The sequence below is a fragment of the Nocardiopsis nanhaiensis genome (assembly GCF_054778635.1).
The window spans coordinates 85,348-109,322 of the sequence record NZ_BAAGZJ010000008.1; the positions used below are offsets into that span (position 1 = coordinate 85,348).

At 71.4% G+C, this 23,975-nt stretch carries 26 protein-coding genes; 12 read left to right on the plus strand and 14 right to left on the minus strand.

The annotated features are described in order from the left end of the window. Nucleotides 1–9: 9 nt before the first annotated feature. The gene (locus ACYVD1_RS05815; protein WP_460768819.1) at nucleotides 10–576 is read right to left on the minus strand and encodes a TIGR03086 family metal-binding protein; all 567 of its coding nucleotides are present in this window, start codon (nucleotides 574–576) and stop codon (nucleotides 10–12) included. Between the two features lie 131 nt (nucleotides 577–707). On the opposite strand from ACYVD1_RS05815, the gene ACYVD1_RS05820 reads away from it, so the two are divergent. The 4 genes from ACYVD1_RS05820 to ACYVD1_RS05835 are packed head-to-tail and all read left to right on the plus strand — an operon-like array spanning nucleotide 708 to nucleotide 4,346. Continuing rightward, a complete protein-coding gene (locus ACYVD1_RS05820; protein WP_460768823.1) occupies nucleotides 708–1,886 on the plus strand; it encodes a saccharopine dehydrogenase family protein in 1,179 nt (392 codons plus the stop codon). A gap of 24 nt (nucleotides 1,887–1,910) precedes the next feature. After that, the gene (locus tag ACYVD1_RS05825) at nucleotides 1,911–2,780 is read left to right on the plus strand and encodes a patatin-like phospholipase family protein (protein WP_460768825.1); all 870 of its coding nucleotides are present in this window, start codon (nucleotides 1,911–1,913) and stop codon (nucleotides 2,778–2,780) included. Further along, nucleotides 2,777–3,826: a 1-acyl-sn-glycerol-3-phosphate acyltransferase gene (locus tag ACYVD1_RS05830; RefSeq protein ID WP_460768828.1), complete on the plus strand. Its 1,050-nt coding sequence runs from the start codon at nucleotides 2,777–2,779 to the stop codon at nucleotides 3,824–3,826. The genes ACYVD1_RS05825 and ACYVD1_RS05830 overlap by 4 nt, the downstream gene beginning before the upstream one ends. Before the next feature lie 16 nt (nucleotides 3,827–3,842). Then, nucleotides 3,843–4,346 carry an HXXEE domain-containing protein gene (locus ACYVD1_RS05835; RefSeq protein ID WP_460768831.1) on the plus strand — a complete coding sequence of 168 codons (504 nt, stop codon included), beginning with the start codon at nucleotides 3,843–3,845 and terminating at the stop codon, nucleotides 4,344–4,346. 1 nt (nucleotide 4,347) lies between these two features. Here ACYVD1_RS05835 and ACYVD1_RS05840 read toward each other — a convergent pair whose 3' ends face one another. Further along, nucleotides 4,348–5,349 (minus strand): hypothetical protein, encoded by a 1,002-nt coding sequence (locus tag ACYVD1_RS05840; RefSeq protein WP_460768834.1) that lies wholly within the window; start codon nucleotides 5,347–5,349, stop codon nucleotides 4,348–4,350. 279 nt (nucleotides 5,350–5,628) lie between these two features. Between ACYVD1_RS05840 and ACYVD1_RS05845 the strand changes: the two genes are divergently transcribed. Next, the gene (locus ACYVD1_RS05845; protein WP_460768839.1) at nucleotides 5,629–6,054 is read left to right on the plus strand and encodes a GNAT family N-acetyltransferase; all 426 of its coding nucleotides are present in this window, start codon (nucleotides 5,629–5,631) and stop codon (nucleotides 6,052–6,054) included. 12 nt (nucleotides 6,055–6,066) lie between these two features. On the opposite strand, the gene ACYVD1_RS05850 is transcribed toward ACYVD1_RS05845, so the two are convergent. The 4 genes from ACYVD1_RS05850 to ACYVD1_RS05865 all read right to left on the minus strand — a co-directional run bounded on the left by ACYVD1_RS05850 (nucleotide 6,067) and on the right by ACYVD1_RS05865 (nucleotide 10,029). Further along, nucleotides 6,067–7,305 (minus strand): RNA polymerase sigma factor, encoded by a 1,239-nt coding sequence (locus ACYVD1_RS05850; RefSeq protein WP_460768841.1) that lies wholly within the window; start codon nucleotides 7,303–7,305, stop codon nucleotides 6,067–6,069. Then, nucleotides 7,296–7,664: a YciI family protein gene (locus ACYVD1_RS05855; protein WP_460768844.1), complete on the minus strand. Its 369-nt coding sequence runs from the start codon at nucleotides 7,662–7,664 to the stop codon at nucleotides 7,296–7,298. Before ACYVD1_RS05855 ends, ACYVD1_RS05850 begins: the two co-directional genes overlap by 10 nt. A 182-nt stretch (nucleotides 7,665–7,846) precedes the next feature. Next, nucleotides 7,847–9,337, minus strand: coding sequence for an aminopeptidase P family protein (locus tag ACYVD1_RS05860; RefSeq protein ID WP_460768846.1), 1,491 nt, complete (start codon nucleotides 9,335–9,337; stop codon nucleotides 7,847–7,849). A 155-nt stretch (nucleotides 9,338–9,492) separates the two neighbouring features. Then, entirely contained in the window at nucleotides 9,493–10,029 is a 537-nt protein-coding gene (locus tag ACYVD1_RS05865) for a GNAT family N-acetyltransferase (RefSeq protein ID WP_460768848.1), read from the minus strand. Between the two features lie 121 nt (nucleotides 10,030–10,150). On the opposite strand from ACYVD1_RS05865, the gene ACYVD1_RS05870 reads away from it, so the two are divergent. Further along, the gene (locus ACYVD1_RS05870) at nucleotides 10,151–11,248 is read left to right on the plus strand and encodes a pyridoxal-phosphate-dependent aminotransferase family protein (protein ID WP_460768851.1); all 1,098 of its coding nucleotides are present in this window, start codon (nucleotides 10,151–10,153) and stop codon (nucleotides 11,246–11,248) included. A gap of 145 nt (nucleotides 11,249–11,393) precedes the next feature. On the opposite strand, the gene ACYVD1_RS05875 is transcribed toward ACYVD1_RS05870, so the two are convergent. Continuing rightward, a complete protein-coding gene (locus ACYVD1_RS05875; RefSeq protein WP_460768854.1) occupies nucleotides 11,394–12,617 on the minus strand; it encodes an oxygenase MpaB family protein in 1,224 nt (407 codons plus the stop codon). Between the two features lie 98 nt (nucleotides 12,618–12,715). Between ACYVD1_RS05875 and ACYVD1_RS05880 the strand changes: the two genes are divergently transcribed. Continuing rightward, nucleotides 12,716–13,393 (plus strand): TetR/AcrR family transcriptional regulator, encoded by a 678-nt coding sequence (locus ACYVD1_RS05880; protein ID WP_460768858.1) that lies wholly within the window; start codon nucleotides 12,716–12,718, stop codon nucleotides 13,391–13,393. A gap of 13 nt (nucleotides 13,394–13,406) precedes the next feature. Here ACYVD1_RS05880 and ACYVD1_RS05885 read toward each other — a convergent pair whose 3' ends face one another. Further along, nucleotides 13,407–13,625, minus strand: coding sequence for a hypothetical protein (locus ACYVD1_RS05885; protein WP_460768861.1), 219 nt, complete (start codon nucleotides 13,623–13,625; stop codon nucleotides 13,407–13,409). An 81-nt stretch (nucleotides 13,626–13,706) separates the two neighbouring features. After that, on the minus strand, nucleotides 13,707–14,636 hold the full coding sequence (locus ACYVD1_RS05890; protein WP_460768864.1) for an oxygenase MpaB family protein: 930 nt from the start codon (nucleotides 14,634–14,636) through the stop codon (nucleotides 13,707–13,709). A gap of 256 nt (nucleotides 14,637–14,892) precedes the next feature. On the opposite strand from ACYVD1_RS05890, the gene ACYVD1_RS05895 reads away from it, so the two are divergent. Then, nucleotides 14,893–15,600 (plus strand): nuclear transport factor 2 family protein, encoded by a 708-nt coding sequence (locus tag ACYVD1_RS05895; RefSeq protein ID WP_460768868.1) that lies wholly within the window; start codon nucleotides 14,893–14,895, stop codon nucleotides 15,598–15,600. Nucleotides 15,601–15,688: 88 nt separating this feature from the next. On the opposite strand, the gene ACYVD1_RS05900 is transcribed toward ACYVD1_RS05895, so the two are convergent. Further along, on the minus strand, nucleotides 15,689–16,378 hold the full coding sequence (locus ACYVD1_RS05900) for a response regulator (protein ID WP_460768872.1): 690 nt from the start codon (nucleotides 16,376–16,378) through the stop codon (nucleotides 15,689–15,691). Continuing rightward, a complete protein-coding gene (locus ACYVD1_RS05905) occupies nucleotides 16,345–17,721 on the minus strand; it encodes a sensor histidine kinase (protein WP_460768874.1) in 1,377 nt (458 codons plus the stop codon). The genes ACYVD1_RS05900 and ACYVD1_RS05905 overlap by 34 nt, the downstream gene beginning before the upstream one ends. 183 nt (nucleotides 17,722–17,904) lie before the next feature. Here ACYVD1_RS05905 and purB point away from each other — a divergent pair, with 183 nt between their 5' ends. Next, nucleotides 17,905–19,335, plus strand: a complete 1,431-nt coding sequence (purB, locus tag ACYVD1_RS05910; protein WP_460768877.1) for an adenylosuccinate lyase — start codon at nucleotides 17,905–17,907, stop codon at nucleotides 19,333–19,335. A 199-nt stretch (nucleotides 19,336–19,534) separates the two neighbouring features. Continuing rightward, nucleotides 19,535–19,831, plus strand: a complete 297-nt coding sequence (locus ACYVD1_RS05915) for a hypothetical protein (protein ID WP_460768881.1) — start codon at nucleotides 19,535–19,537, stop codon at nucleotides 19,829–19,831. 98 nt (nucleotides 19,832–19,929) lie between these two features. Here ACYVD1_RS05915 and ACYVD1_RS05920 read toward each other — a convergent pair whose 3' ends face one another. Beyond that, nucleotides 19,930–20,556: an FMN-dependent NADH-azoreductase gene (locus tag ACYVD1_RS05920; RefSeq protein ID WP_460768883.1), complete on the minus strand. Its 627-nt coding sequence runs from the start codon at nucleotides 20,554–20,556 to the stop codon at nucleotides 19,930–19,932. Nucleotides 20,557–20,613: 57 nt separating this feature from the next. Here ACYVD1_RS05920 and ACYVD1_RS05925 point away from each other — a divergent pair, with 57 nt between their 5' ends. Beyond that, nucleotides 20,614–21,264, plus strand: a complete 651-nt coding sequence (locus ACYVD1_RS05925; protein WP_460768886.1) for a TetR/AcrR family transcriptional regulator — start codon at nucleotides 20,614–20,616, stop codon at nucleotides 21,262–21,264. Nucleotides 21,265–21,396: 132 nt separating this feature from the next. Continuing rightward, on the plus strand, nucleotides 21,397–22,278 hold the full coding sequence (locus tag ACYVD1_RS05930; RefSeq protein WP_460768888.1) for a serine/threonine kinase: 882 nt from the start codon (nucleotides 21,397–21,399) through the stop codon (nucleotides 22,276–22,278). Nucleotides 22,279–22,285: 7 nt separating this feature from the next. Here the strand turns inward: ACYVD1_RS05930 and ACYVD1_RS05935 are convergent, their stop codons facing one another. Together ACYVD1_RS05935 and ACYVD1_RS05940 are read right to left on the minus strand one after the other, a co-directional pair. After that, nucleotides 22,286–22,795: a flavin reductase family protein gene (locus ACYVD1_RS05935; RefSeq protein WP_460768892.1), complete on the minus strand. Its 510-nt coding sequence runs from the start codon at nucleotides 22,793–22,795 to the stop codon at nucleotides 22,286–22,288. Beyond that, nucleotides 22,792–23,973, minus strand: coding sequence for an acyl-CoA dehydrogenase family protein (locus ACYVD1_RS05940; RefSeq protein WP_460768895.1), 1,182 nt, complete (start codon nucleotides 23,971–23,973; stop codon nucleotides 22,792–22,794). Before ACYVD1_RS05940 ends, ACYVD1_RS05935 begins: the two co-directional genes overlap by 4 nt. Nucleotides 23,974–23,975: the final 2 nt, after the last annotated feature.

Here is a 23,975-nt window from a genome sequence, read left to right on the forward strand (position 1 = left end):
ATCCTTCCTCTAGGCTTTCCGCCCGGTCAGAGCCAGCAACTTGGTCTGGGTGTCCGCGTCGTTCCCCACCGGCACGGGCTCGGCGAACAGACCGCTGCCCGCCAGCTCTTTCTCGTTCGGCTTGACCCAGGTGTAGAGCTCCTCGACGAGGGCGGCGTCGAGGCGCTCGTCGGCGCCGGTGGCGCGGGCCAGGTCCCAGGCGTGGACCGCCAGGTCGAAGGTCATCTGCCACAGGTACTCGCGGCCAGGGACGTCACCGAAGGACAGGTGCACCGTCTGTTCCAGGGCGGAGGGGGCGAGCCAGGCAGTGCGGGACTCTCGGGAGGCGACCGTCCAGGTGGCGGCCGGCTCCTCGCCCAGGTTGTCGCCGTCGAACCGGTCCCCGACCTCCTCGATCCGGCTCCCGGCCAGCAGGTGCGGCACCCACAGCTGCTCAGCGGTCAGGTGGTTGACCAGGTCGTGCACGTCCCATTCGGCGCAAGGGGTGGGAAGCGCCCAGTCGGTCAGGGTCACCCCGGCGACCCTCCGGTCGAACTCCTCCATCGCCGTGCCGTGCAGGTCGACCAGCTCAGTCATGTTTTGTCCCTCGGATTCGGATTCCGTTCCGAGGCCCCTTACCCGGGGACACCCGGTGGCCAAACGGGACACCGTGCGCACCTGCCAGACTGTGGCACGGCGCACGGATAACACAGAGAGGCTGGACCATCTTGGAACGCGGGCACGACATCGTCCTGTTCGGCGCGACCGGGTACACCGGCGCGCTGACCGCCGAGTACCTGGCGACGAACGCACCGCGCGAACTGCGCTGGGCCCTGGCCGGGCGCAACCGGGAAAAGCTGGAAGCGGTGCGTGCCGAGCTGGCCGACATAGACCCGGACCGGCCGCTGCCGGACCTGCTACTGGCCGACACGGACGATCCTGCTTCGATCCGGAACCTGGCAGCGTCCGCGCGGGTGGTCGCCACCACCGTGGGCCCCTACAGCGAGTACGGCGAGGCCGTGGTGGCGGCCTGCGCGGCCGTGGGAACCGACTACGTGGACCTGTGCGGCGAGCCCGCCTTCGTGGACCGGATGTACGTCCAGCACCACGCGACCGCCCTGCGCACCGGGGCGCGGATCGTGCACGCCTGCGGGTTCGACTCCGTCCCCCACGACCTCGGGGTGCTGTTCACCGTCGGCCAGCTGCCCGAGGGGGTGCCGCTGCACGTCGAGGGTTTCGTCCGGGCCAAGGCCAACGCGTCCGGGGGCACCCTGCACTCGGCGCTGGGTGCCTTCGCCGATCCCGGCGGCATGCTGGCCGCCGCACGGGAGCGGCGCGCCCTGGAGGGGGTCCCCGAGGGGCGCCGGATCCGGATCGACCGCTCAGGTCGCCCCCGCACCCGGCTGGCCCGCGGGTGGACCGCGCCGCTGCCCACGCTGGACCCGCAGGTGGTCGTCCGCTCCGCGGCCGCGCTGGGGCGGTACGGGCCCGACTTCAGGTACGGGCACTACGCCGCCTTCCTGCGGCTGGCCAGCGCGGTGGGCGCGGTCGGCGGTGCGGCCGGTCTCATGGCGGCGGCCCAGGTGCCGCCGCTGCGCGAACGGCTGCGCTCGCTGCGTGCCCCGGGTGAGGGGCCCAGCGAGGAGGAGCTCGCGGAGGGCTGGTTCACCGTGCACTTCTCGGGTTCTGGTGGCGGCCGCCGCGTGTACACCCTGGTCTCCGGCGGCGAGCCGGGCTACGCGGCGACCGCGGGGATGCTCGCGGAGTCGGCGCTGTGCCTGATGCAGGACGACCTGCCGCCGACCTCGGGTCAGGTGACGACCGCGGTTGCCATGGGCGAGGCGCTCATCCGGCGCCTGCCCAGAGCGGGTGTGGAGTTCCGTGTCCTGGACACCGTCGAGGACTGAGCCGGGCGTTCCTAGAATGGAACGGTGACGGACTACTCGGAGGGCCCGGCCAACGGGCACCGTGACGCGGGCCCGGTGGCCTTCGTCCTCGGCGGCGGCGGTATGCGCGGCGCCGTCGAGGTCGGCATGATCCGGGCGCTCCTGGAAGCGGGGATCACCCCGGACCTGGTGGTGGGCGCCTCGGTCGGCGCGATCAACGGCGCGGTGCTGGCGGCCGACCCGACACCTGCGTCGGTGGAACGGCTCACCCGGACGTGGACCTCGGAAGACGCGACCTCGGTGTACGGGGATCCGGCCGGCCGCCAGCTCCTGCGCCTGGTGACCACCCGGACCCATCTGCACTCTCCTGAACGGCTGCGCCGCCTGCTCGTAGCGGCGCTGGGGCCGAGCACGCACTTCGAGGACCTGGCGGTGCCGCTGAGGGTGGTCGCGGCCAACATCGAACGCGCCGCTGAGCACTGGTTCAGCACCGGCCCCCTGGTCGAGGCGGTCATGGCCTCAACCTCGGTGCCCGGGCTGCTTCCGCCCACTCCGATCGACGGCGAGCACTTCCTGGACGGCGGAATCGTCAACTCCATCCCGATCGAGGGTGCCCTTCACGCAGGGGCGCGCACCGTGTACGTGTTGCAGGTGGGACGGGTGGAGGAGCCGGTCCCGGTGCCGACCAACGCCGTGGAGACGGCGAGGGCGGCCTTCGAGATCGCCCGCCGCCACCGCTACGCGCGGGACCTGGCGACGCTGCCGGAGGGCGTTCGACTGCACGTGCTGCCCACCGGGAGTTCACTGGCGAAGAAGAAGGGGCCGCCCTCGTATCGGCGGATGGGCCCGGTCCAGAAGCGGATCGACCGGGCCTACCGCGCCTCCTGCGACTACCTGTCGAATGTCCGGTCGTGATCCCCCTGCCGCCGCGCTGGCTCCGGCGGGTGCTCTTGGCTCCGACCGTGGTGGTGTTCGGCTTCCTGATGCTCTCCACCATGCCGCTGTGGCTCCTGATCGCGCTGGCGCTGGCCTCCATGGTGCCGGGGCGGTTGCGCATCCCCCGCGTGCTGTGGATGTTCATCTTCTACCTGCTGTGGGACGCGGCGGCGCTGGTGTCGCTGTTCGTGCTGTGGTTGGCCTCCGGGTTCGGCTGGCGGATCCGCACCCCCGGTTTCCAGCGCGCGCACTACGCGCTGACCGGCTTCTTCCTGCGGGTGCTGTTCCGGCAGGCCCGCTGGGTGCTGCGGCTGCGGATCCGGGGTGTGGGGGACGGGCCGGAGACCGACGTCTTCGGGGAGCCGGTCGCGCCCGGCCGCCCGCTGATCGTGGCCTGTCGGCACGCCGGCGCGGGCGACTCGTTCATCCTCATCCACACGCTGATCAACCGTGCTCAGCGGGAGACCCGGATCGCCCTGAAAGACACTCTGCAGTGGGACCCGGCGATCGACGTGCTGCTGAACCGGCTGCCGAACCGGTTCATCGCTCCCGCGCCGTTCACGAAGGCGGGCGGCCCCCGGCAGGAGGGGCTTCGGGAGCAGGTCGGCCAGCTGGCCGCGGGGTTGGACGGCGACGACGCGTTCGTGATCTTCCCCGAGGGCGGCAATTTCACCCCGGAGCGCAGGCGCAAGCGGATCGACCGGCTCCGGGAGGACGGCTCCTCGGCGCTGGCCCGGCGGGCCAGCGGGATGCGCAACGTCATGGCGCCGCAGTCCGGCGGGCTGTTCGCCGCCCTGGACGCCGCACCGGACGCGGACGTGGTGTTCGTGGGCCACACGGGCCTGGACCGGATGGTGACCGTGGGCGACGTGTGGCGCGAGCTGCCGATGGACAAGCAGATCGTCATGCACGGGTGGCACGTGCCCGCGGAGCGCATCCCCCGGGAGTACCGAGAGCGCGAGCAGTGGCTGTACGACTGGTTCGAGACCATCGACGAATGGATCGAGGAGAACCGCCCCGCGTAGGGCGGGAAAGGACACCATGCCCGCACCGGAACAACCCGCGGTCCCGCAGCGGCCCCTGGCCGGTCTGTGGTGGCTCACCGTCGCGGTGTTCGCCCTGCACAACGCCGAGGAGTACCTGCGCGACCTGCCGGCTTGGGCCGACGCGCACGCGCCCGCCTGGATCGCGTCGGTGCACGGCGACCAGGTCGGCAACGGGATTGCGGTGGCCGTACTGACCGGTGCCGCGCTGATTCTGGCCGTGGTGGCGCTGTCGGCCCGGCCCGCGTGGAGTTCGGAGGTCCTGGTCTGCTTCGCCTTCGTGCTCATCGTCAACGCCGTGAGCCACCTGGCGATGAGCGCCCTGTCCCGCACCCTCATGCCGGGCGTGGTGACCGCTCCCCTGTTACTGCTTCTGGGCGTGTACCTGGTGTGGCGGCTGCCGACGATTCGTGCCACCTGGCCGACGGTGCTGGTGACCGCGGCCGTCGCGGTGGCGGCAGTAGTGGGTGCCCTGCTGCTCGGCGGGTGGCTGACCGCCTGACTCAGGCATCCGCGTGCAGGGCGTGGACGCCCTCGGTGGTGGCCAGCACGATCACCCCGTCGGGGGCGGCCACCAGGTCCTCCAGCTCGCCCGGCCAGGTGCCGCGGACCTCCGTCACGGGCTGCCCGGGCCGGTCCAGTCGGCACACCCGCAGCCGGTCCAGGTACCAGCCGCCCAGACCGTCGGGGCGGGCGTCCTCCTGCTGGTAGACCGCGACCGCCTCGCCGTCCCACTCGGCCAGGGAGGTGAGGGTGCGCGGCCCCCCGAGCTCGGCGACCAGGTCCAGGTCGGGCAGCGAGTGGATACGCCCGGCCACCGCGAGCAGGGGACGGCCCCCGACCACAGCCGCCACGGTCTCGGAGTCAGCATGGCTCTCTACCTCGCCCAGGTACTCGCCGTCGTCCAGTCGGTACACCCGCTCTCGGGGGTGTTCGTAGTCGGCGAGGATCACCGGATCGAACCCCGGGTCCCGGCCGGGAGCGACCAGGTACTCCCCCGCGAAAGACAGGCGCTCGCCCCCCGGCTCGTGCCCGTCACTGGAGACCGCCACGTCGGGCACGGTCGCACCGGTGTGCGGGTCCACCGCCCACCAGCGGGTACCGCCGACGCCGTCCTCGCCGAACAGGAAGACGACCGCTTCCTTGTCCAGCACCCGCAGGGCCACGTCGTCGGGCCACCGCTCACCGGGGTTCGCGAGATCGGTCTCCAGGACGGGGCTCCCCGTACGCGGGTCGCGCACACTGACCGAACGCCGTGAGGCCTGCACCAGGACGGTGCTCGGCCAGTCCTCGACCTCCGGCGACCGGGCCAGGTTCACCGGACCCTGCGCTTCGAAGGCCGTGCCCAGGGGCCGCAGCGACCTGGTGTCGAAGGCCCGGGCCTCATAGCGCGATTTCCTCGGGTCCGGGCTCGGGTCGACGTCGCCGTGCACCAGGACGGTCCGGTCCGCCAGGAAGAGGCGGGGAAACCGCAAGCTCCTGCGCCACAGCCGTTCCGCGCGCACGAGTAGCCCTCCCCCGTTCTCCCTGGGTCCTTCTACGCCACCCCGACGTTATCGGGTGACCAGACAAGCCGTCTCCCCGATGGACAAGCCGGGGGCGCGGCACGCGCGCGTGGATCGGCTGCTCAGAACCGTATCCGAGACCGCCAAGGCAACCAGGGAGCGAGGTGCCTCCACTCGTAGGTGGAAATACCGGAGAAACCCTAGTGCCGGGGGTGAACGGGCTACGCGTGTACCTGGCAGACTCCGGACTGTCGGAGGCGAGCGGAAGGAGGAGCGGGCGTGGAGCATGTGCAGGTGTCGGTGAGCACAGCTGGGGAACTGGGTCAGGCGGAGGTGGTGGAGCTGTACGGCTCGGTCGGGTGGACCGCCTACACCGAGGCGCCCGAGGTGTTGATGCGTTCGTTGGCCGGTTCGCACCGGATGGTGGCCGCGCGCCGGGACGGACGGCTGGTGGGGCTGGCCCGGTCGATCTCGGACGGCGCGACCGTCGTCTACCTCCAGGACGTGCTGGTCCATCCCCGAGAGCAGCGGGGAGGTCTGGGCGGACGGCTGTTGACGGAGCTCTTCGCGGCTTACGGGGCGGTGCGCCAGCGGGTGGTCCTCACCGATGGCGACACCCGGCAGCGGGCCTTCTACGAGAGCCTCGGGTTCGTGGAGGCGCACGACCACGAACCCCCGCTGCGGTCCTTCGTACGTTTCCGGTGACGCGGTGTCCGGTTACCGCAGTTCCGATAGCTCTGCTGCCAGGTGGGCGCGGGCGGCCGGGTCGGTGGTCAGGGAGATCGCCCGCTCGTAGGCGGTGCGCGCCTCTTCCGGGTGTCCCAGCCTGCACAGCAGGTGGGCACGGACCGCCCAGGCGGGGGCGAAGCGCGCCGCGCGGTCGGCTTCCCGTGGTGCGAGCTCGTCGAGCACGGCCAGCCCTGCGGCGGGGCCGTCGGTCTCGGCGGTCACGGCCGCCAGCGCGGTCACCGCCCCCAGGGTCGGGGCCAGGCGGTGCAGGTGCCGGTAGAGCTCGCGCAAACGGTCCCAGGCGACGGTGCCGGTGTCGGCGCGGGCGCAGTGCACCGCGTGGGCAGCGGCTTCCAGTTGGAAGCGGCCCACGGTGCCGAGGCTGTGTGCGGAGCGCAAGTGGGCGCGGCCGCGTTCGATGAGTGCCCGGTCCCACCGTGAGGTGTCCTGTTCGTACAGCGGCACCAGACGGCCCTCCCTGTCGAGCCGCGCCGGTGCGCGGGCAGAAGACAGGGCGATCAGGGCGGCCAGGCCGTGGGTCTCGGCGTGGCCGGGTGCCAGCCGGGCGAGGATCTCGGCCAGGTCGAGGGCCTCGGCGGCAAGTCCGGTGCGCGGTTCGGTGCCCCCGATCTCCCAGTCGACGGCGTGGGCTCCGTAGACGGCTTCCAGAACGTGGTCGATGCGGGGTGGCAGTGCGTCGCGTTCGGGGATGCGAAAGGGGATGCCGGCGGTCCTGATGCGCTTCTTGGCGCGGACCAAGCGGGCGGCCAGGGTGGGGGTGGGCAGGGCGAAAGCGGTAGCGATGCGCGCGGCGGTCAGGCCCAGGACGGTGTTGAGCATCAGCGGGGTGCGCACGGTGTGGTCGATAGCTGGGTGGGCGCACGCCAGCATGAGTTCGAGGCGCCGGTCGCCGACAGCGTCGATGTCGGGGGTCTCCAGGATGGCGGGCGCGTGGAGTTCGGGGTCCAGAGGCACGCCGGTGCGTACGGCCGCGGACTTCCAGTGGTCGCGCATCCGGTTGCGGGCCACCGTGAGCAGCCAGGCATCAGGGTTGGCGGGGACTCCGCCGCGCGGCCAAGCGAGCAGGGCCCGCTCGTAGGCGTCGGCGAGGGCGTCCTCAGCGGTGGGGATGTCACCGGTGGGTGCAGCCAGCAGGGCGAGCAGGCGCCCGTGCGAGGTGCGGGCCGCGTGGGCGGCCCGCACACCGGGGTCGTCGCTCAGGTCCATGCGCCGTCGACGAAGGAGGTGGCCACCGGGCGGATCTCCACGACCCCGTACTGGGTGCCGGGGTTCTTCTCGGCCCAAGCCAGGGCGGCGTCGAGGTCGGGAACGTCGATGACGAACACCCCGGCCAGGGCCTCCTTGGTGTCGGCGAACGGACCGTCCTGGATGCGCGGCCCTCCGTCGCGGCGGGTGAAGGTCGTGGTGGTCCGCGGTGAGGTCAGCACCTCGGCGGCGACCAGCACACCGGCGGACGCCAGGGCCTTCCCGTAGGCATCGAAGGTAGCCTGCATGGCCTTGAAGTCCTCCTCCGAGACCTCCCCTTCGGCGGGTTCGGCGTTGTGCAGCAGAAGCGTGTAACGCATGACGGCTCCTCGTTCCGGTTGTTCCACGTGACCACTGCGGAGAGTGGTTCGCAAGGATGACGATCCGCGGGCAACGAAATCGACAGCTGGGCGAAAAGGCTCCGGGAACCCGGGGAGAACAGAGGCGGGCCGCCACCCACCTCGGGGGGGGAAGACGGCCCGCCTCAGAACAGGGGTGGCGGTTAACGCGGAAGGCGCTCGGCCAGCCAGGCCTCGATGTCGTCGGACGAGCGCGGCAGACCGGCCGACATCACGGTGCGGCCCTCCTCGGTGACCAGGACGTCGTCCTCGATGCGCACGCCGATGCCGCGCAGCTCCTCGGGGACGGTCAGGTCGTCGGGCTGGAAGTACAGTCCGGGCTCGACGGTGAGCACCATGCCCGGCTTCAGGTCGCCGTACAGGTGCTCCTCCTGACGGGCGACCGCGCAGTCGTGCACGTCCAGGCCGAGCATGTGGCCGGTGCCGTGCAGGGTGTAGCGGCGCTGCAGTCCGAGCTCCAGCACGCGGTCGACCGGGCCCTCCAGAAGACCCCACTCGATCAGGCCTTCGGCGAGTACCCGCTGGGAGGCCTGGTGGAAGGCGCGGAAGGGCTGGCCCGGGGCCACGGCGGCGATCCCGGCCTCCTGGGCCTTGTACACCAGGTCGTAGACCTTGCGCTGCAGGTCCGTGAAGGTACCGGAGATCGGCATGGTGCGGGTGATGTCGGCAGTGTAGAGGCTGTTGGTCTCCACGCCGGCGTCCAGCAGCAGCAGGTCGCCCTCGCGGACCGGACCGTCGTTGCGGGTCCAGTGCAGGGTGGTGGCGTTGGCGCCGGAGGCGGCGATGGTGCCGTAGCCGACGTCGTTGCCCTCCACACGGGCGCGCAGGAAGAACGTGCCCTCGACGAACCGCTCGGAGGTGTCCTGGGCCTGCGGCAGGGCCTTGGCGACGTCGCCGAAGCCGCGCACGGTGGCGTCGACGGCCAGCTGCAGCTGCGCGACCTCCCACTCGTCCTTGACCAGGCGGTGGTCGGCCAGGGTGACGCCCAGGTCCTGGTCCAGCTGGGCGGACTTGGCGCGGGCCTCGTCGTCGGTATCCGCGCGCAGCTCGTCGACCAGGGCGTCGAGTTCGGCGTCGTGGCCGCGCACGATACGGGTCTGGACGGCGTCCGCGCGCAGGGCCTCCTGAAGGCCGCGGACGTCGGCGGTGGGCACGCCCAGCAGGTCGGCGGCCTCGCCAAGGCTGTTGCGGCGGCCGGTCCACAGCTCGCCGTAGCTGCCGAGCCAGAACTCGCCGTTGTCGCGGCTGGAGCGCGGCTTGAGGTAAAGGACCACGTCGTGGCCGCCGCCGGCCCTCGGGGTGAACACCAGGCAGTTGCCGTCGGTGGTGTCACCGGTGAGGTACGCGTAATTGGTGGCGGCGCGGAAAGGGTACTCGGTGTCGTTGGACCGGGTCACGAGCTGGCCGGCGGGGACCACCAGGCGGTCGCCGGGGAAGGCGCCGCTGAGCGCCGCGCGGCGGCGGGCGGTGTGCTGGGCCTGCTCGATGGGCTCCAGGTCGCGCAGTTCGGTGTCGGCCCACCCGGTGCGCATCCACGCGGCGAGCTCGTCGGAGACCGACTGCGACTGACCGTTCTTACGTGGACTGAACACGGGGGCGTTCGTCTCGGCCTCTGGGCGCCGCTGCTCGCTCACGTCGTGACTCTCCTCATCGAGTTCGTCGAAAGGTGGGTTGTACCGGTGACCGCTGGTGGCGGCCGGTGTGTTCCATCGTACGGGGCGGTGCATGTCCTCGCCCGTGCCAGGGATATAGCGGTCCGCATAACGCCCGTTCAGCCCCCAGCGCCCGTTCAGTCCCGCAGATCGTGCGCGAAGGGGATCGCCTTCGGGTAGGGCAGGTCCTCGACGGTGGCCGGATCAACCCAGCGGTAGCCGATCCGCTCGTACAGGGCGACCGCCTCGGGCTGGGAGGGTCCGGTGAACAGGATGACCCTGCCGTATCCGAGGTCACGAGCGGCACCCTCCAGGGCGGTCATGATCAGGCGTCCCAACCCCCGGCGCCGGTGCCGCGCGGAGGTCCAGATCCGCTTGAACTCGACGGTGTCCGGCTCCTGGGCGCGGTCCGCGCGGTAGGGGCGCAGGGCACCCCCGGCGACGACCTCGCCCGCCAGCTCGGCCAGCACCAGGCACCCGTGCGGGGCGACGAACTCGGTGACCGGGTAGCGGCTGAGCTCGTGCGCGGCGCCCTCGGCCCCGTAGCGTTCCGTGTACTCCTCCAGGAGCCCGGCGAGCAGCCCCGCCACACGGGGGTCGTCGTGCTCCACCCGCAGCATCCGTACGCCGCCGGTGTCCGCACCGACGTGCACTCCGGTGTTCGTCTCGGTCAACAGTGGTTCCTCTCCACACGCACACGGGTCCGCCGGAATACTACGCACGCCGCCTCGATTCCCGTCGTTCCAAGGCGCCCCGGCTTCACCTCCGGCACCGCCCCCGGGCTAGTGTGTGGCCATGTCTGTCACCGAACGCACCCTGTTGGGTCCGGGGCCCAGCAACCCCTACCCGGAGGCGACTCTGGGGTTGGCGGCGCCCCTGCTTGGTCACCTGGACCCCGAGTTCATCGCCTTGCTGGAACGCGTCTGCGGGCGCCTGCGTTCCCTGTGGGGCACCGAGAACCCGCTCACACTCCCGCTCTCCGGCACCGGATCCCTGGGCATGGAGACGGCCTTCGCCAACACCGTGCGCAACGGTGACACCGTCGTCGTCGCGGTCAACGGGCTGTTCGGCGAGCGCATGTGCGAGGTCGCCGGACGCTACGGCGCCGAGGTGGTCCGGGTCGACCACGAGTGGGGCCAGCCCGTGGACGTCCAGCGGGTCCTGGACGCCCACCCCTCCCCCACCCTGGTGGCCGCCGTACACGCCGAGACGTCCACCGGCGCGGTCAGCGACATCGGTGCCCTGGGCCGCGCCCTGCGCGAGCGCTCCGACGACACCCTGCTCATCGCCGACTGCGTCACCTCGTTGGGCGGCATGCCCATGGAGCTGGACGCGTGGCAGGTGGACATCGCCTACTCCGGTACCCAGAAGTGCCTGGGTGTCGCGCCCGGCCTGGCACCCTTCACTTTCTCCGAACGCGCTTGGGAGCGGCGGGTGCAGGCCCCTCCCGTGTGGTACATCGACCTCGGCCTGTTGGGCGCCTACGTGCGCGGCGGCCCGGGCGGCCGCGCCTACCACCACACCGCACCGACCTCGATGGTCGCTTCCCTGGACGCGGCGCTGGCCCGCATCGAAGAGGAGGGCGCGGACGAGGTGGCGGCCCGGCACGAGGCCGCCGGCACCCGGCTGCGCGAGGGCCTGCAGGAGATGGGTCTGGAGCTGTTCGCCGCCGAGGGGCACCGGTTGCCGCAGCTGACGTCGGTGCGCGTCCCCGACGGTGTGGACTCGGGCAAGGTCCGCGAGCGGCTGCTGCGCGACTACGGCCTGGAGATCGGCGCCGGGGTGGGGCGCTATGCCGCTTCGGTGTGGCGGATCGGCCTCATGGGCCACAACGCCCGCCTGGACCGGGCCGAACTGGTTCTGGCCGCCCTGCGCCGCGTCCTGGAACGCTAGGCGCTCCTCCAACCCCACACGTTCGTACGACGTCTCGGGCCCGTGCCGGGGCAACCCCTCGGCGCGGGCCCGTTTCCGCTGTCGCGGCCGCGCGCTGTGGCGGTCACACGGGTGGTCGTGGCCACCCGGGCAAGCCGCCGGAGTCTCAGCCCTTGCGCGAGTGTTCTCGGGGTACCGGGCGGTCGGGGTCGGCCCCCTCCGCATGGCTCGCGGGCCGACTTGCGGCCGCCAGGTCGGCACGGACCTTGGCGATGGCGCTGGCCCGCCGTTCTTGGAGGGCTCCGGGGTTCCGGCGCAGCCGCGCGTGCCGGGACCTGATCGCGGCGATGCCCGAGGGGAGAACGGCGTCGGCGACCGCCGAGCGCTTCAGCCCCAGTGCGTCGCCCCGCCGGTCGCCGTGGAAGCGGCGGGACAGCGCGTGCAGCGCCGGGACGCCCAGCACCTCGGGCACACGGACGAGTTGCCTCAGGGTGGCGGCGATGGACCCCAGCGTGGCGTGGGCCAGTTGTCCGGCCTCGGGGACAAGGGGCCCGGTGACGGCTTGCAGCAGGTCGTCCCTGCTCCGGGCCCGCTCCGGTCCTTGGACCCCCTCGACCAGACGCGGGTCGATGCCGAGCAGGTGGGCCAGGTACCACCAGTACCTGTACTGGTCGGCGCGGTCTGCCTCGGCGGCTTCGTAGCCCATCACGTCGAGGGCGTGGTGCGAGGTCAGTGTAAAGTCCATCCAGGTGCGCGCCAGGTCGACCTGGTTGACGGGTACGCCCAAGTCCGCCTCGTCATAGCCCCGCCGCCTGGCCATGACACGCATGTGGGCGTGCATCATCCGCACCTGGAGGGTGGCGGCGTATCCGGGGGCGCCGGGGCGCAGTGCCCCCGGGAGCATGGCGGTGAGCACCCAGCGCCCGGTGTCCTCGATCCGCCGGGGCACGGCGTCGATGAGCCGCCCGCTCATGGCGAGGACCTCGGCGATGGACGGTGACTCGTAGACCCGGACCAGGGATCCCGCGGACAGCGCGATGAGCTGGGCTTCAGGGGGCGCGTCGAAGTAGGAGGCCGAGGCGCGGTCGAGAAGGGCGTCGTCGACGTATTCGGGGCGGGTCTCGGTGTGGGTCAGGAGGGCGGCGACCGCTTCGGGCGGGTTGTCCAGCGACGACAGGCCGTGTTGGATGCCCTGTTGGAGTGCCGCGCGTACCGGCCTGCCTCCGGCCCGTACCTCTTCGGCCGCCGCGTCGGCGAGCGGGTCCCCCGTGGTGAGGGCCCGGGCCGCCAGTTCGGCGTCGGCGGTCCCGAACCGCTTCGCCACCGCCTCGCGGGTTCCGCGCCCGCTCGGCCAGTTCGCCACCGTGTCCCGCTCCGCGTGGTCTGTCATGGGTGTTCGCTCCACTGCCGCTCCGCCTCATCCTGACACCTGTCAGATTAGGTAATATCTGACAGGTGTCAAGGCCGATTTTCCAGGAAGGCGGAGTCATGGCGGAGCCGAGGTCGGGCAGGCGTCCGGGGCGCCCGGGACCCGACGGGCCCTCCGCCCCCGACGAGGAGACCGTTCTCGAGCGCGGGCTGATGGCCTTCGCGGAACTGGGCTACAACGGGGCCTCGGCCCGGGAGCTGGCCCGCCGACTCGGTGTCAGCCACAACTTCATCCACGACCGCTTCGGGTCCAAGGCCGCTTTCTGGCGCGCAGCCGTGGACCGGGTGCTGGAACGCCAGGAGCGCGAACGCGCCGCCGTCATGGCCCGGCACGAGGGAGATGACGCTGCCCTGCTCCGCGCCGTGGCCAGACACTTCTACCGGGCGATGGTGGAGACACCGTTCCTCGGACGTGCGCTGACCGACGAGTTCCACCAGGAGTCCGAGCGCGTCGACTACCTGTACGGCTCCTATATCGAACCCACCCTGGCGGCGGTGTCCCCCAGCGTCGACCGGCTGGTCGCGGCGGGCCGGATGCGTCACCTACCGGTGGAGCTGATGTACTTCACCGTCATCGGCCCGGCAGCGGGGTCCACCCAACGCCCCCTCGTCGACCGGCTCAGCGGACGGCCCGAACGCTCCTTGGAGGAGCGCCTCGCGGATGCCGAGCGACTGGCCGACGTGGTCGTTGACGGCCTCATCGCCCCACCGGCGGCGGAGTCGGAGAGCTCCGGCTGAGCTCACCGGTGCCCTATTCGGCGTTGGGTCCGTACCTGTTGTCGCGGTCGCGCGGGTCGGCCGGGTCGGCGATGCTGCCCACCGTCATGGCGACCAGCGGGAGGACCGACGCGACCACGCACATCGCCACCGCCCATCCGGTACCGAACAGGTGGTAGACGGGCAGGGCGCCTGCGAACAGCAGCACACACGCCCCCATGAACAGCCCGTACCTGAGCTTCCTGCGCTTCAATGCAACCTCCCACCGCCACGCTATCCGCGCCGTACACGCGGGCCACCACACACGGTCCGGGAACGGGCACGGAGAGAACGGTCAGGCCTCGGAGAGCGCCCTGGAATCGGCCCCGGCGGGGGAACGGAACACCGTGCGGCCGCGCAGAGCGCGGAACCCGTTCTCCACCTCGTACCCGGCGTCCAGAAGGCGCGCCTTCGCCTCGTCCGCGCTGCGCACCGTGGCCTCGTCGAAGATCAGGTTGTAGTAGCGCTCGGGCACTCGGTTGAGCCCCGAACGCAGCACCCGCAGGCCGGCGGTGGCCGCCGCGTCGCCACCGGGGAACTCCGGCAACGCCCCGTAGGCCCGGCGCGCCCAGACCGGGAGGGTCGCGTAAGACAGGGCACCCACCGGGAACCAGAGCGGTTTGAGCGGGGCCAGCCAGGAAAGCCGCTCGGGGACTTTGGGCCACAGCAGGAAGCGCACGGCCTGGCGGGCTTCTGGGGTGACGCGCAGTTCGGGCCGGACGGCGGACAGGTAGCGGCGCATGTCTGCGGCGTTGCGGGGCACGTCGTCGGGGGCCAGCCCCACGTACGTGGCGGTGTGCGCCTGCTCGTCGAGATAGCGGTCCAGGTCCGAGGTACTGAGCTGCAGCCCGGCCCGGTGGCAGGTCTCCAGGTAGGACGTGACCTCGGCGCAGTGCACCCACACGAGCAGGTCGTGCTGGTCGACCCGGTGCAGGCGCCCGGTGTCCGGGGCGGTGAAGCTCAGGGACCGGTGGACGCGGCGGATGTGCTCGCCCAGCGTGTCGGCCTCGGCCTGGCTGCCGTAGGTGGTGACCGCGATGAAGTGGGCGGTGCGCAGTAGGCGGCCGGTGGGGTCCGTGCGGAAGTCGGAGCGCTGCCAGACCCCCTGCATCGCGATCGGGTGCAGGGCCTGGAGCATCAGGGCCCGCACCCCCGCAACCCACATCGAACGGTCGAGGTGGACTCTCCAGGTGACGCTCTCGGGGGCCGCGACCGTCGGCTGCATCCTGTCTCCTCCGGGGTTGCGCGGGGGCTCGCACCGCGTGGCAGGGCTCAACCCACGATACGCCCCGCCTTGGGCCGTCTCCGGACCCGCCCCGCATCCCTGTGCACAGGCCCCATGGCCCGGCCCTGGCGCCCGCCGCCCCACTACCGACCAACTCATGACCAGATCTTGAGCGACTCGAGACCTGGAACGGGAGGACGCTGGTCATCGGGCCCCTTCCGCCAGGACGAGGGCCCGGTGTGAAAGGAGACCTGCCATGTCCTCTCCCAGCGCACGCTTCGACCTCACCGCATTCAGGAGGGCCCTCGAAGAGGGCGACCCCGACGCCCTCACCCAGCTGTTCACCGAAGACGCCGAGATGGAGATGATCGACCGGCGGACCCCGCCCAGCGCACCCTCCGTCCTGCACGGCAGGAAGGCCATCGAGGACCTCATGCGCCAGGTCTACGAGGTGGACATGACGCACGAAGTGCTCCAGTGCGTCGTCGACGGCGACCACGCTGCCTACACCGAGAGGTCCGTGTACCCCGACGGCAACGCGGTCATCAGCATGACCATGCTGGACCTGGTCGACGACCGGATCGCCCACCAGTCCACCGTCCAGGCCTGGGACGAGGAGACTCCCGAAGTCCCGGAGTCCGACGACTTCTCCGCACCCCTCCGCACGGCGAACTTCGGACGCGGCCGCGCCGATTTCATCACCATCGGCGGCCGCGACGTCGTCCGCATGGTCCTCCAACCGGGGTGGCACTGGTCCGTGCACAACGGTGCGCTCCTGGGCGTGGACCTGTGCCTGCTGCAGCACAGCGGATACATGGTCAGCGGAAGGCTTCGCTGCCGGATGGACGACGGCACGGAGCGGGAGTTCAGCGAAGGACAGGTGGTGTACATCCCGCCGGGGCACGACGCGTGGGTCATGGGCGACGAGACCGTGGAGTACATCGACTGGCGCATGTGCGACTGACCAGGCGCTCGGTTCGGCGGGGCGCACCGCACAGACGCGGTGCGCCCCGCGTCTGTGCGGTGCAAGCGAGGTCGGCGCGGTGCGCGCCTCAGCCCGACTGGGCGCGCAGGTGGGCGAGGACGGCCTGGACCCGGCGGTGGACGCCGTCGTCCGGGGGCAGGTCCAGTTTGGCCAGGATGTTGCCCACGTGCTTGCCCACCGCGGCGTCGCTGACCACCAACCTGCGGGCGATCGCCCCGTTGGAGTGGCCCTCGGCCATGAGTTCGAGCACCTGGCGCTCACGGGTGGTCAGCCGCTCCAGCGGGTCGGAGCTGCGGCGCAACAGCTGCCGGACGACCTCGGGGTCGACGAAGGTCGCGCCCTCCACGACCCGGCGCAGTACCGAAGCGAACTCCCGCACGTCCCCCACCCGTTGTTTGAGCAGGTAACCCACGCCCTTGCCGTCCCCGGAGTCGAGCAGGTCCGTGGCGTAGCTCAGTTCCACGTACTGGCTCAGTGCCACCACGGCCAGCCCGGGGTGCTCCCTGCGCACCCGCACGGCGGCGCGCAGGCCCTCGTCGGTGAAGTCCGGAGGCATGCGGATGTCGGTGACCACCAGCTCGGGGCGGTGCTCGTCGACCGCCCCGACCAAGGCGTCGCCGTCCTCCACCGCGGCCACCACGGGGAATCCGAAGCGCTCCAGCACACCCACCAGCCCCTCGCGCAGCAGCACGCCGTCCTCGGCGAGCACGGTCGGTATCGGGGTCACGGCGTCGGGTTCTGGGGCATCGGTCCGCACGGCAGCTCCACTCGAATCCGGGTCGGCCCGCCTTCGGGGCTCGAGAGTCCCATTGTGCCGCCCATCACGGCGACCCGGTCGCCGAGGCCGGTGAGGCCCGTACCCCGTCCGGGGTCGGCTCCCCCGGCGCCGTCGTCGGTGACCTCGACCGCGAGCGTGCCGACGGCGGCGGGGGCGGCCGGAGCGAGGTGCGCGCGCACGGTGACGGCGGTGGCGTCGGCGTGCTTGTAGACGTTGGTCAGGGCCTCGGCCACCACGAAGTAGGCGGTGCCCTCCACGTACGCGGGCAGCCGGTGCGGGACCGCGGTCTCAACGGAGACGGGGACGGGGCAGTGGTCGGCCAGCTCCTGGAGGGCGTCGTGCAGGCCTCGGTCGGTGAGCACCCGCGGGTGGATGCCGCGCACCAGTTCCCGGAGTTCGTCGATGAGCTCGTCCGCCTTGCATTGGGCCGCGGCTACCCGGCTGTCGGCCGGTGAACCCTCCTCGAGGTCGACGCGGGCCATACCCAGGTCCATGCTGAGCGCCACGAGTCGCTGCTGGGCACCGTCGTGCAGGTCGCGTTCGATCCTCCTGCGCTCGTACTCGAAGGCGTTGACCAGGCGTGCCCGGGACTCGGTGACCTGGTCGAGCTCGGCCCGCAGCTCCTCCTTGGGCGGGCCGACCAGGAGGGCGCGGGCGATGGCGCCGTGGCCGTAGGACATCAGTCCGCAGGCGTAGAGGAGCAGTGCGGCCAGGATCGGGGAAGCCAGGGCGTGGGGCACGGCCTCTGCCGGGGTGGTAAGGGTGACCCAGGCCACGGAGATCGCGGATTCGTTCTCGTTGAGCAGCAGGAACGGGCTGAGCGCGAGAACGAGCGTGAGGGAGGCCAGGGCCCCCAGCAGGAGGAAGACGAGACCGAAGATGGGGAACATGGCCGCCGCATAGACCACCTCCCGCCAGGTGGCGGCCTCGGAGTAGCGGGTGTGGATCCAGCCCCACAGTCCGGCTGGCGGGGCACGGTGCCCGCTGCGGTTCTCGTCCGGCATGACGAGGTGGAGGCGGCGCCGTTCCAAAACGCCCAGGGGGATGGCGACGAGCGGGGCGAAGCAGAGCACCGTGAACAGGCCGAAGAAGAACCAGAACACCAGCGGACCGCTCGAGGCGCCGCCCCCCAGCATCCCGGCGAAGAGCGCCCAGGGCACGTACACGGGCAGCGCCACGGAGAACAGGACGACCCCGACCACCAGGGTGGTCAGTGTGTAGGCCAGGGACCGCCAGGGCCAGGACGTGAGCAGGTACCTGGGGCTGGCGAGGGCCTGGAGCAGGGTACTCGGCGCCCTTCCCGGGACGTTCCGCGTGATCATGGACCCAACGCTAGGGCGCCGGCCCCGGGCGGGGACATCCGCCGGACCCACCGGTTCACGGTAGGGACCGCCCTACCCGCACGTTGGGGGCGTGCCTCCCGGGCCAGCGTGCCGGGCCGCCCTTGGAACCGTGGGTGGGCCGCCGCGCGCCCACCCCAGCTCAGGGCGATAGAGTGACACGACGTGAGCGCGAAACCTGTGATCCCCGATGTCCTTGCCGCCCGCTACGCTTCCGCGGAGCTGACCCGGCTGTGGTCCCCCGAGTACAAGGTGGTCGCCGAGCGGCGGCTGTGGCTGGCTGTCCTGCGCGCCCAGGCGCGCCTGGGTGTGGACGTCCCGGCCGGCGTGGTGGAGGACTACGAGAAAGTCCTCGAACAGGTCGACCTGGCCTCCATCGCCGAACGCGAGCGCGTCACCCGGCACGACGTGAAGGCGCGGATCGAGGAGTTCAACGCCCTCGCCGGGCACGAGCACGTCCACAAGGGCATGACCTCGCGTGACCTCACCGAGAACGTCGAGCAGCTCCAGACCCGCGACAGCCTGGTCCTGATGCGGGACCGCGTGGTGGCGCTGCTCGCCCGGTTGGGGAAGCTGTCGGCCGAGTACGGCGAGACCGTCATGGCGGGCCGGTCCCACAACGTTGCCGCGCAGGCGACCACCCTCGGCAAGCGCTTCGCTTCGATCGCCGACGAGGTGCTGGTGGCCCACGGCCGCCTGGAGGAGCTGATCGACCGGTACCCGCTGCGCGGTATCAAGGGCCCGGTCGGTACCGCCCAGGACATGCTGGATCTGCTCGGCGGCGACCGCGAGGCGCTGGCCACCCTGGAAGGCGAAGTAGCCGCGTACCTCGGCTTCGAGCACCGCTTCACCAGCGTGGGCCAGGTCTACCCGCGTTCCCTGGACTTCGAGGTTCTGACGGCGCTGGTCCAGCTGGCCGCCGGCCCGTCCTCCCTGGCCAAGACCATCCGCCTGATGGCCGGGCAGGAACTGGTGACCGAGGGTTTCGCCGAGGGCCAGGTCGGTTCGTCGGCGATGCCGCACAAGATGAACACGCGCTCCTGCGAGCGGGTCAACGGCCTCACCGTGATCCTGCGCGGTTACGCGTCGATGGCCGGTGAGCTGGCGGGTGACCAGTGGAACGAGGGCGACGTGTCGTGCTCGGTGGTGCGCAGGGTCGCGCTGCCGGACGCGTTCTTCGCCTTCGACGGCCTGGTCGAGACCATGCTGACGGTGCTGGACGAGTTCGGTGCCTTCCCCGCGGTGGTCTCCGCCGAGCTGGACCGCTACCTGCCGTTCCTGGCCACCACCAAGATGCTGATGGCGGCGGTGCGCGCCGGTGTGGGCCGGGAGACCGCGCACGAGCTCATCAAGGAGCACGCGGTGGCCTCCGCACTGGCGATGCGCCAGGAGGGTGTGGGGAACCAGCTCTTGGACCGGCTCGCCGGTGACGAGCGCTTCCCGCTGGACCGCACCGAACTGGACACCCTGTTGGCCGACCGGATCACCTTCACCGGTGCCGCCGCCGACCAGGTGGCGGCCGTGGTGGCCCGGGTCGACGAGATCGTGGCCGCCCGTCCGGAGGCCGCGGCCTACACTCCCGGCTCGATCCTCTAGGGCGCGCTCTTGGCCCACGGAGGGTCCCGATCACGCTGCCCCTGGGTGCGGCGTGTTCGGGGCCCTCCGTCGTGTGCGGGTCGTCGTGTGCGGGCACCGCATCATGGGTATGACGCAGTTCACTTGAGCTAACACTAGGTTTGAAAGTTAACGCCTATTACGGTTGTGCGTGTCGGCACCCCTCACCCACGGAGTCACCATGATCGACCCCACCTCGTTCGGCGCCGCCCTGACCACGCTGCTGGTTGTTGCCGCGATGGTCATCGCCTTCGGCCTGGCGATCCTGTCCGACATGGCCATGCGCCGCCGCGAGGACCGCGCCGACGACCGGGCCGGGACGACGGACAGCGCGGCCGGGGACGACACCCCCACAGCGGAGCTGGCCGGGACCTCCGGCCCCGAAGCGAACGGCGCCTCCGACGGGATCCCCGAAACCAAGGAACTGGTGGCCAGCGCCCCGACCGGCACCACCGCCGCCAACGGCACCTCCAGCTGACCGCGCACGAGTACGCCGAACCGGCCCCGCGAACCTCCTGAGCCGACCGCGCGGCTGGAGGCCTGCCGCCTGGCCCTTCGACTGCCGTCGGCGGCCGGTCAGAACGTGGTGGCGGCCTTGCGCGCGGACTCGCGCGCCTTCTCTCGGGCGTCAGCGGCATCCGCGGTGACGAGGTTGGGCTGGAAGCGCACGGTGGTGACGTCCTCGACCCCGGCCCAACGCAACCAGCCCTCGAAGAACGGCTGCTGGAAGTCGCTGCCGAACTCGGGCCCCAGCCCCGGACCCCACACGGCACCCGTGTAGATCACCGCGGCCTTCTTACCGTCCAGGAGGCCCTCGTAGCCGGTCTCGGGGTCGAAGCCGAACAGTAACCCCGGCTGGGAGACCACGTCGATGAACTGCTTGAGGACGTAGGGCACCCCGGAGTTCCACATGGGGACGCTGAACAGGTAGTGGTCGGCGGCGTCGAACCGCGCGAAGGTCGCCTTGACGGCCTCCCAGGCCTCGGCCTGCTCACCCGCGGGTTCCTCGCCGGCGAACACCGCCATCTTCGCCCCCGTGGCCGCAGGACCGAACTCGGGCAGCGTGCTGTCCCACAGGTCGAAGTGGTCGACGTCGCCGCCGGGGTGGACCTGTCGGTAGGTACTCAGGAAGGCGTCGGCCAACCACAGGGACTCGGAGGCGCCGCCTCTGGGTGAAGAGCTGATGTGCAAGAGTCGGGACATGGTGGCTCCTCGAGTGTCGAGTGGACAAGCACTGGAAAACGGAATAGGTTCCGCTTCATGAGCGAAAGTAGCGGAACACATTCCGCTTCGTCAAGCAGACCTCCCCTGCCCGTGGTCGAGCAGGGGCGCGACGGTGCGCGCGGACGGCCGCGCGCGGACGCCGTCCGCAACCAGGCCAAGGTGCTCGGCGCGGCCGAGCGGCTGTTCGCGCGCGAGGGCGTAGAACGCGTCACCATGCAGGCCGTCGCCAAGGAGGCCGGGGTGGGCGTGGGAACGCTCTACCGCGGCTTCCGCGACAAGGCGGGGCTTGCCATGGCCCTGCTGGACGAGCGGGAGCGCGGTTTCCAGGAGCTCATGCTGTCGGGGCCGCCGCCGCTGGGTCCTGACGCCGATCCAGAGGAACGGCTGGTCGCCTTCGTCGTCGGCTACGCCGAGCTGGTGGCCGAACAGCTCGAACTGGTGCTGCTGTCCGAGACCAGCGCGCCCGGCGCCCGCTTCCGCAGCGGCGCGCACGCGCTGTGGCGCACGCACTGCCGCCACCTGTTGGAGCAGGCTGGCGCCCCGGCGGCGGAGGTCCGGGCGCAGGCGCTGTTGGCGGCGCTCTCCGGCGAGATGGTGGCGCACTGGATCCGGGAGGAGCGCCGCGACCTCGCCGCGCTCACCGGGGAGCTGGCGGACATGGCACGGACGCTCGCCCGACCGGACTGAGTACGCCCTACTATGCGGATCCGGCCCACAATTCAGGTCATATGCCGCTAATGTCGACGCCACCGCGGCACCCCCGCGGATCGTTCGACCGGCGCCTGCTCCGCCGCTCTCTGCCTCAGAGACGGAGCCGCCATGTCCGGTCCACATTCCGCGCACCCCTCCGTGGTGCGACCACCACGGCCTCTGCCCCCGTCGGCCAAGGTCGGCCTGGGCTGCTGCGGCTGTGCAGGCCTGGGCTTATCGGGGTTGATCTCCCTCGTCGTTCTCGCCTCGCTCCTGCCCTCCTCTGAGGAGGAACCCCCGGCGGCTTCGGTCGCCGAGTCACCCTCGCCCACCCAGGAGCCGCCCCTCGAACTGGTGGGCCTCCACCTTCCCGAGGCCGAGGAGGTCCTCGACGAGGCCGAACTGGACCTCGCTGATCTGGTACTGGCCGCGTCCGGTGAGGACGCGGAGTGGATCCGCTCGGCAATGGTCGTGTGCGACCAAGAGGTCGGCGAGGAGGAAGTCGACCTGGTGGTGGCCCCCGAAGGGCTGGACTGCGCGGAGGGGGAAACGGCCGAGGAGTGGCCCGAGCTTCCGGAGTTCACCGGGGACACCGCGGACGAGGCCCGCTCCTGGGGTGAGGCCGCGGGGCTGACCGTGGTGGTGGAGAGCGCTTTCGGGGACGTGGACACCCCTACCGAAGCCGCTGTCCACACGGTGTGCGGGCAGGAGCCCGAGCAGGCGACCGCGCCGTTCGACGACGTGCTCGAGGTGGCGCTGTTCGTGGTCTCCGACGGCCAGGACTGTCCGGCGGAGATCGGTGACCCGAGCCCGGAGCCAGAGCCCACCCCGGCCCCGGAACCTGAACCGGCGCCCGAGCCCGAACCGGAACCCGAGCCCGGGCCGGTCGAGGGTGTGCACCCTGGGGCATTCTGTTCGGAGCACTGGCAGTACGGCCACACGGGCAACGGGACGCTGATGCAGTGCACGACGACGGACGAGGACACGCGTTTCCGCTGGAGGGCCGCCTGAACGTCGGTTACGCCACTTCCGCCGTCTCGTCCAACGCGTACCAGGACCGGTCGCGGTAGACCAGCGGCGGATCGGAGAGGCTGCCCGGTTCCGCTTGCAGGACGTCGACCACGCTGAGGGTCGCGTCGGCTACCGCGCACCGGCGCACGATTCTGCCCCGCAACCAGCTGTCCACACCGAGCAGGAGCGGCTCCCCCGTGGCCAGTCGGCGCCAGCTGGCCGGGGCGGCGAACCGGTCGACGCCGCTGACGGAGAACCGCTTGGCCAGCTCCACCTGCCCGGCGGAGAGCAGATGGACGACCACCGTGTCCACCCGGGCGATCCGGGCTGCGGTCCTCGACCGCCCCGACAGCGAGAACGCGAGCAGCGCCGGATCGGCGCTCACCGAGATGACCGAGGTGGCGGTCAGCCCTAACGGCCCGTCCCCGTCCTCGGCGGTGATGATCGCGACCCGGGCCGCGTGGTTGCGGAACGCGATCCGGAACAGCTCGGTCAGCTCTCCGCCGGATTCCGTCACCGCTGTTCCTCCACCAGGTCCAGGAAGACCCAGCGGCCTTCGGGCGCCAGACCGCTCAGCCACTTGCCGCACTTCTGCAGCACCACCGGGCTGGAGGTGATGTGCTGGGTGCCCGCGTGCAGGTCGCGGAAGTACCGCTGGAGGTCGCCCCGGCGCAGCGCGGCCGTTCCCGCCCACTTGTACACGGTCTCGCCCACCTCGTGGACCGACCAGGTGGCGTTGTTGAGCATGAGCCTGGTGAGGGTCTCCTGTTCGGTGGACAGGTGCTCGCCGCGGCCCAGAGTCTCCTCGTTGGCCGCCCACACCTGGTCGGAGAAGGCCTGCGCCGCCCGCAGCTTGGCTTCGGCCGTCGCGTACTCGGCGTGGAACTGCTGGGTGTCCACGGAGGCGCCGGGCGTGCCCGTCTTCTGCCCGACGAGCAGGCGCATCTCGTCCAGCATGCGCCGACCCACTCCGAACGCCCACCCGGTGTGGCAGACGCCGGCCATGTTCGCCAACCCCATGCGGTAGACCGCGCCGCCGATGCGAACGTCCATGGTGGACGCCTCGTAGACGTGCGTGTCCGGCACGAACACGTCGTCGCACAGGTAGTCGATGCTGGCGGTCGCGCACAGGCCCATCACGTCCCAGTTGTCGACCGGTTCGGCCTGTTCGACGGGCAGCGTGAAGACCAGTGCCTGGCCGGTCTCCTCGCACCAGGCGGCGGTGTGCACGTGGGAGGCCATGGTGATACCGGAGGCGAAGTGCCAGTGCCCGCTGATCCGGTATCCGCCGTCGACCTTGACCGCCTTGCCCAGCTTGGTGCCCTGCCCGGCGATCAGGGCGTACGCGCCGGCGGCCGGGTCCGGGTAGAGGTCCCGTGCGGCCTCGGGCCCGAGGTAGGCGGCGGTCGTCCCGGTGACCATCTGCACGGCCATGTAGGCCCACCCGGCCGAAGCGTCGGCGTAGGTGATCCGGGCGATGGTGTCGATGACCTGGCGCGGTGAGAACTCGTAGCCGCCCAGTTCGTGCGGAAGGCTGGCCAGAAAGGCCCCGCTGTCGCGTAAGGCCCGCACCGCCGGGTCGGTGAGGCGGCGGAGCTCCTCACCCTTGTCCGCCTCCTCCCTCAGGACCGGGTCGGTCTCGGCCAGGCGGTCCATGAGGGCGTCGAACTCGTCGCTCACGTGCAGTTGGCTCATGC